5 protein-coding genes are annotated in these 6312 nt (G+C 63.1%); 1 reads left to right on the top strand and 4 read right to left on the bottom strand.

Features of this window, described 5'->3' with window-relative positions; genetic code table 11:
• Positions 1–38 precede the first annotated feature (38 nt).
• The 4 genes from fliS to PMN64_RS17245 all read right to left on the bottom strand — a co-directional run bounded on the left by fliS (position 39) and on the right by PMN64_RS17245 (position 3909).
• Positions 39–482 carry a flagellar export chaperone FliS gene (fliS, locus tag PMN64_RS17230; protein WP_028340075.1) on the bottom strand — a complete coding sequence of 148 codons (444 nt, stop codon included), beginning with the start codon at positions 480–482 and terminating at the stop codon, positions 39–41.
• Entirely contained in the window at positions 482–2179 is a 1698-nt protein-coding gene (gene fliD, locus PMN64_RS17235) for a flagellar filament capping protein FliD (protein ID WP_411781463.1), read from the bottom strand. Before fliD ends, fliS begins: the two co-directional genes overlap by 1 nt.
• Before the next feature lie 63 nt (positions 2180–2242).
• Positions 2243–3067: a flagellin gene (locus tag PMN64_RS17240; protein ID WP_028336954.1), complete on the bottom strand. Its 825-nt coding sequence runs from the start codon at positions 3065–3067 to the stop codon at positions 2243–2245.
• A 140-nt stretch (positions 3068–3207) separates the two neighbouring features.
• Positions 3208–3909, bottom strand: a complete 702-nt coding sequence (locus PMN64_RS17245) for an RNA polymerase sigma factor (protein ID WP_411781464.1) — start codon at positions 3907–3909, stop codon at positions 3208–3210.
• A gap of 667 nt (positions 3910–4576) precedes the next feature.
• Here PMN64_RS17245 and PMN64_RS17250 point away from each other — a divergent pair.
• The coding region (locus tag PMN64_RS17250) for a hypothetical protein (protein ID WP_411781465.1) at positions 4577–6312 on the top strand (1736 nt) is incomplete at its 3' end.

Genomic DNA, 6312 nt, shown 5'->3' on the forward strand with positions numbered 1-6312 from the left:
AAACGCCCTCGCCGGGTGATTCGCGGCTCTCTCCGGGCTCAGCGGCCGGCGGCTGATTCGAGCGTCCTGTCGAGTGCCCTGGCCTTGGCGGCCTTGCCGGCGGTCGCCTCGACGAACTTCCAGGCGTCGCGCAATTCCACCAGGCTTGCGATGATGCGCCGGAAATTGTCCCTGGCCTGCGGCCGGCCATAGGAGCGCAGGCACGCCATGATCAGGGCGTTATAGGTGCGGTAGAGACGATCGGCCATCGCGCCGCCGCGGGTGAAGTCGAGATTGTGGCTCAGCCCGCGCAGGATCGCGGTCGCCCGCGTCAGATAGATGTGCCCTTCCTCGAATCGTTTCGCCTCGTGCGCGTCCAGCGCCTTCTGCAACAGCGTGATCGCGCCGTCGCACAGCATCACGACCGCCTTCAACGGCGGCACCGCCACCGCGGCGGATCGATAGGCATTGTTGGCTTGGTAGGCGGTCGCGTTCTGGGTCATTAGTTACTCGATGATGCGTCTAGGAGTGCTTTCAGGTAGCCCAGCGTGTTGTTCGCGCTTTCGATGGCCGCCTGGTAATTGGCGTATTGAACCTGCAGCTGGGCCTTGAACGTCGCCGCATTGCTCTGAATGTCGCTGACCTGGGACTGCAGGTCGGTATCGCGCGACTGCAAGTTGGTGATCAGCGTCTGCAGCTGACCGCTGGTGCCGGAACTGGTGTGCGCGAGCTGGTAGAGTTCCGTCGCGAGGCCGGACGACGATGTCACCGTGATCGACTGCGAGGTCGAGCCCGTATAGGTGAAGGCCATGCCAGCGTAGATCGTGCCCGAATTGCCGATGATGGTGTTACCGACCACCGAAAAGCCGGAGCTGTCGCCGCCGACCGAGGCTCCGGTCAGCATACCGGTGGAGTCCACCGTGAGGTCGAGCGTGAAGGATTGCGGCGATGTGCCGGTATTGACCACACTGAGCTGGCTGGAGGAAGTGTTGGTCTGCGCCGACAGCAATTGGGTGACGCCGGCGAGATTTTGCGTCAGCACCGTCGACAGCGTGCCGGTATCGAACTGGATCTCGTTGTTCTCGTTGAAGGACAGGCCGAGATCGGCCATCGTCATGCCGCCGACCGTCCCGCTGAGCACCTGCTGCAGCTGCGTCATGATATCGCGCATCGTGCTGTCGCCGAACAGCACCGCGCTTGATGCGGCCGTGCCGTCGGAGTTCTGCGCCGACTGCGCGATCACCTGGTCGCGAAATGCGTTGTAGTTGGTGACGAAGGTCTGCAGCGCGGACGTGATCTGGCTGGTGTCGGTCTCGATGCTGATGTTCAGGCTGGTGCCGCTCGGCGTCGGCTGCAGCAGGTCGAACGTGACGCCGGACAGGACGTCGGAAATGTCGTTGGTGTTCCGCGTGAGCGCGATGCCGTCGAGGGTGAACTCCGCGGACTGCGACTTCTGCAGCACGTCGGTGAACGCTCCGGACGTGTCGGTGACGCCGAGCTTGTTCAGGATGTCGTCGCCCGACGTCGACGAATAGGTGATGTCGGCGGCGTCCTGTGTCCCCGTCAGCACCATCTCATAGGACCCGCTCGACACCTGGACGATCGAGGCCTGGACGTTGGTGGTCGAGGTCTGGGCGTTGATGGTGTCGACGACATCCTGCATCGACATGCCGCTGGTGATCGAGATCGCCGTGCTGGTGCCGCCGGACAGGCCGAGCGAAAAAGTGCCGGACAGGCCCAGCGCCGTCGAGCTGCTCGACTGTGAGGCACCGATCACCTTCTGCGCGGTCGCGAGCTGGGTGATCTGGAGCGTGTGATCGCCGGTCGCCGAGCCGCTGTTGACGCTCATGTTGAGCGCCGACGAGGCGCTGACGTCACCGGTGGACGAGATCGTCGCCGCCCGCGTGGCGAACGCGTTGGTGGCAATCGAATTGATGATCGAGGTGCTGAGCGACGACAGACCCGTGGCCAGCGTGGACAGCTCGGTCTGGAGGGATTGGTAGGCGGTGATCTTGGCCTGGTTCGCGGTGATCGTCGCGGTGATCGAGGTCGCCGCTGTGAGCTTGGCATTGACCTCGGCCTCGATCAGGGCATCCCAATCGATGCTGGTCGAATTGGTCGTGCCGGTCGTTGTCACCGTACTGGCAGAACTGGTCGACGTGGTGCCCGATGTGCTCGAGGTGGCGCTGCTAACCGTCATGTCGACACTTCCGCCGCGATAGGAATCGGGCCGGCATCATGCCGGCCCGACCGGTCTTTCGAATTAGCCGAGCAGCTTCAGCAGGTACTGCGGCATCTGGTTCGCCGCGGTTTCTGCCGAAACCGCGGCCTGGGTCTTCACCTCGGCCGAGGACAGCGTCGCCTGCTCGGAGGCGATATCGACGTCCTTGATCGCCGAGTTGGCCGATTGCAGGTTCTGGGTCTGGGTCGAGATCGAGTCGGCGCTGAAGTTGAAGCGGGATTCCTGAGCACCGATCTCGGCACGTGCGGACGAAACCTTGTCGATCGCGGTGTCGAGAGCCGTCATCGCGCTGGTGGCGCTCGACAGGCTGGAGACGTCGAGCGACGTCACGGACAGCGACGAGGCCGTGAGGCTCGTCAGCGTGATCGTGATGGTGTCGGCCGAGGTCGAACCGACCAGCACAGAGACGCCGGAGGAGAACACGCTCGAACCGTCGAGCAAGCTCTGGCTGCTGTAGCGGGTGCCACTGGCGATCGAGTCGATTTCGCCCTTGAGCTGTGTGAATTCCGAATTGATGTAGGCGCGGCTGGAATCCGCCACGGTGCCCGAGGCGGACTCGGAAGCCAGCGACTTCATGCGGGCCAGGATGTCCGAGATGTTGGAGGCGCCGCCGTCGGCGGTCTGCAGGATCGAGGTCGCCTGCGCCGCGTTGGTGGCGGCCTGCTGCAGCGTCGTGATGTCGGAGGAGATGCGGGTCGAGATCGCTAGGCCCGCCGCGTCGTCGGAGGCCGAGGTGATGCGCGAGCCGCTCGACAGCTTCGACAGCGCGCTGGTTTCCTGCTGCGAGTTGATGTTGAGGTAACGGACCGCGGAGTTCGCGGCGGTGTTGGTGGAGATTGCCGGCATGAGTAGCTCCTGTGCTGATGGGGCATGGCATGCCGCATCGTGAAATAGAGAGGTGACGCGGATCCAGCCCCCGTCCGCCCGATCAAACGGGTCGGCCGCCGGTGGTCAGGCGCAAAATCTTCAGAAGCCGGAATTTATGGTTAGCAGTCGGTAAACGCGCCGCGCAGCTCGCGCTCGTGCCGCTTCAGCATCTCGCGCAGCTGCTGCCGTCCTCGCTTCAACAGCGACTCCACCGCGGCCACAGTCGTGTCCATGACCTCGGCGATCTCGCCGTTGCTCATGTTCTCATGATAGGACAGGATCACCGCGACGCGCTGCTGCTCGGGCAGCCGCTGCATCGCGACCTCCAGCAGATTGCCGATCTCGTTGCGCTCGATGACGGCGGAGGCATCAAGCTGAGTGTCGGCGACCTCGGGCACGACATCGACATTCTCGGTGCGCGGCTTGCGGCGCAGATCGATGCAGCGGTTGCTGACGACGCGATAGAGCCAGGTCGAAAACTTGGCGCGGCCATGCTGCCAACGGCCGCGATGCGTCCACACCTTCAGCATCGTGTCCTGCACGACGTCTTCGGCGTCGGCGGCGTTGCCGACGATGCGCAGCGCGATCGCGTAGGCGCGATCGACATGACGTTCGACCAGAGCGCGAAACGCCGTCTCGTCGCCGGCGGCGAGGCGGTCGAGCAATTCCTTGTCTTCGTCGTGGATCTCGACGGTGTCGAGCGGGCCCGCATCGGCAACGGTGGGGACGTTGCTCCACGGAGCAGCCGCCTCGGCCGGCGCAACCGCGGCCGGCGTGGCCTCCACTTCGGCCGGTGCCCTCATATCAAGCGCGTAACTCATCCGCCGCTCTCCAACCAACGCCGCTGGCACACATTCCATGCGGCTTCTGAGCGTTGAACGAAGGGGGCCCGCAAACCAGGCGAACTTTTTTCGTTATTTTTCAAGTGCTTAGCTGGATGTTTTTGCCGACCGCCCGGCAAAAGCTGCCGCTGCGCGGAGGCGCAGGGAAAAATTCGACGGAGTTTGGAGCAGTCGTTCAGCATCGCCTCGCATTTCCGCGGGAGAGATCGTCGCGTCGGAAAACGCTGTTGTCACACCAACTAACGCCACGCGAACAATTGCATGCGCGGAGCATGCGAGTGATTCATCGCCGTTGGTCGCCATCCTGCATTCGACGATTGCGACTAGGCAATTTTTTCCGAATCACTGTTTCGACGTTATCGGATTTTTTGAATCTGTCAGTCGCGAAGCGCGCGTTTTCGAATCCCGCATCAACTTTTTTGAACTGTCGCGCCTGATTTGTCTCATGCGCGCGTTCAACGCATGAGGACTGGCGGGAATTTTGCGCATGACGATCATGACGGTCGACGCGACGCGTCGAGCGCAGAATGTTTCTGCATGTTCATTCGATGTTTTCGATACATTTCTGTTGCGCGCCTGCACGACGCCGGATGGCGTATTTGAAAGGGTTTTTCAGCGTTCCTGCATTGCTGAAAAATTTCCGAACATGTCCGCCGGTTTCGTTCAGCATCGAATCCAGGCGGAGGCGCGGGCGCGCAAGGTATCGCAGGAGCGGTGCGGCTCAACTGAAGTGCGCATCGCCGACATCTACAAATACTTTCCGTTCAGGCTGTTCGGCCTGAGCCGCGATGCGCTGCACGATCTCGCGCAGATCGAGTTCGAGACCGAACTCGAACTGTGCCGCGTCAATCTCGAAATGCTCGAGCAATATCTGGACATGAAGCGCGGCGGTTTTCGCGTCGGCTTCATTTCCGACACCTACTGGAGCACCGACCAGCTCGCGCAGCTGCTGCATTCCTGCAGTCCCGGGCTGAGCTGGGATTTCCTCTATGCGTCCTGCGATCACGGTAGTAGCAAGAGCGAAGCGCTGTTTAAGGCCTATCTTGCCGAGCAAGGCATCGAAGCGGCAAGCTCGTTCCATGTCGGCGACAACCACACCGCCGATATCAAGGGGGCGCGCCGTCACGGCATCCGTCCGCGCTACTATCCGCAGGCCGGCGCGGCATTGGCCTCCAAGTTTCAGCGCGAGACATCGATCTTCGAATTGCTGTGTCCCGATCAGCCGTCGCGGCTCGATTGCGGCGCCCGCACGCTTCGGCGCGCTGTGACGGCGAAGGGCGCGGAGCATTCTCCCGCTTTCGACCTCGGCGTGACCGTTCTCGGCCCCGTGATGGCGGCGTTCGATGCATTCATTGCCGCCCGGCGCACTGCGCTTGCTCGCGACGGCGCGCGCGTTGCGGTCGGATTCCTCGGTCGCGACGGTCTGCTGCCGTATCGGGTCTGGCAGGCAAACCACGGCGAGACCGGCGCCTATATCGAGATCAATCGTCGCGTCAGCCTGGTCGGGTCTGCTGACACGCTCGAACCGCTCTGTGAGCTGCTGAACCGGGTCGTCAAGATCGACGCGGCGACCTTTGTCGACATCGTCAAGGTGCAGCCGCCCGCCGTGATGAAGTTCTTCGCGCAGTATCCCGACGGCATTGCGAGCGGCCGCGAACTCGCCGACGCCCTGCCCGATCTGATGGACCCGCGCGAAATCACCGATATCGCTGCCGGCGTCCGGACCCGTCTGCTTACCTACCTTCGCGCGAAGATGCGGGATTTCGACGGCTGCACCGATCTGATCCTGGTCGACCTCGGCTATTCCGCAAGCGTGCAGAAATCGCTGCGGCGCATCTTCGATCGCGAGGGCATCCGCATCCGCCTGCACGGCGCCTATCTGCTGACGCTTGACGATGCCTTCGACGACATCGCCGATGACGATACCGCGGAGGGACTGGTCTCGGATCGCATCGTCACGCCGCACGTCAAGCGCATGCTGATCCGCAACGTCGCATTGCTGGAACAGCTGTGCTGTTCCAGTGAAGGATCGGCGCGGGATTATCGTGACGGTGACGTGTTGCGCGAGGGTGATCAGCGCCCGGCCGCCCAGCTGGCGCTCGCGAGCGAGGTGCAATCCGGGACGCTGGCCTATGTTTCGCGCGCCCGCGAGCTGGCATCACGCTACGGATTGCAGCCCGATGCCGACCCCGCGGTCGCGGCGCGCTGGGCCGCCGCCGTGCTGGGACGCCTCCTGCTGCTGCCGGACGACGATGAGCTCGCGTTGCTCGGCGGCATCAAGCATGACGTCAATCTCGGCACCCAGGCGCTGGCGCCATTGCTCGATGCCGACTTCATCAATGATTGCATCATCGCCGGCGGCCTCATGACCGCCTGCACGGC

Origin of the sequence: Bradyrhizobium sp. UFLA01-814 (genome assembly GCF_046718885.1) — a bacterium.
Taxonomy (GTDB): domain Bacteria; phylum Pseudomonadota; class Alphaproteobacteria; order Rhizobiales; family Xanthobacteraceae; genus Bradyrhizobium; species Bradyrhizobium elkanii.

What these genes read in the sequence shown, in the direction of transcription:
- fliS (WP_028340075.1), bottom strand. Translation starts at nt 482, where the DNA reads ATGACCCAGAACGCGACCGCCTACCAAGCCAACAATGCCTATCGATCC.
- fliD (WP_411781463.1), bottom strand. Translation starts at nt 2,179, where the DNA reads ATGACGGTTAGCAGCGCCACCTCGAGCACATCGGGCACCACGTCGACC.
- PMN64_RS17240 (WP_028336954.1), bottom strand. Translation starts at nt 3,067, where the DNA reads ATGCCGGCAATCTCCACCAACACCGCCGCGAACTCCGCGGTCCGTTAC.
- PMN64_RS17245 (WP_411781464.1), bottom strand. Translation starts at nt 3,909, where the DNA reads ATGAGTTACGCGCTTGATATGAGGGCACCGGCCGAAGTGGAGGCCACG.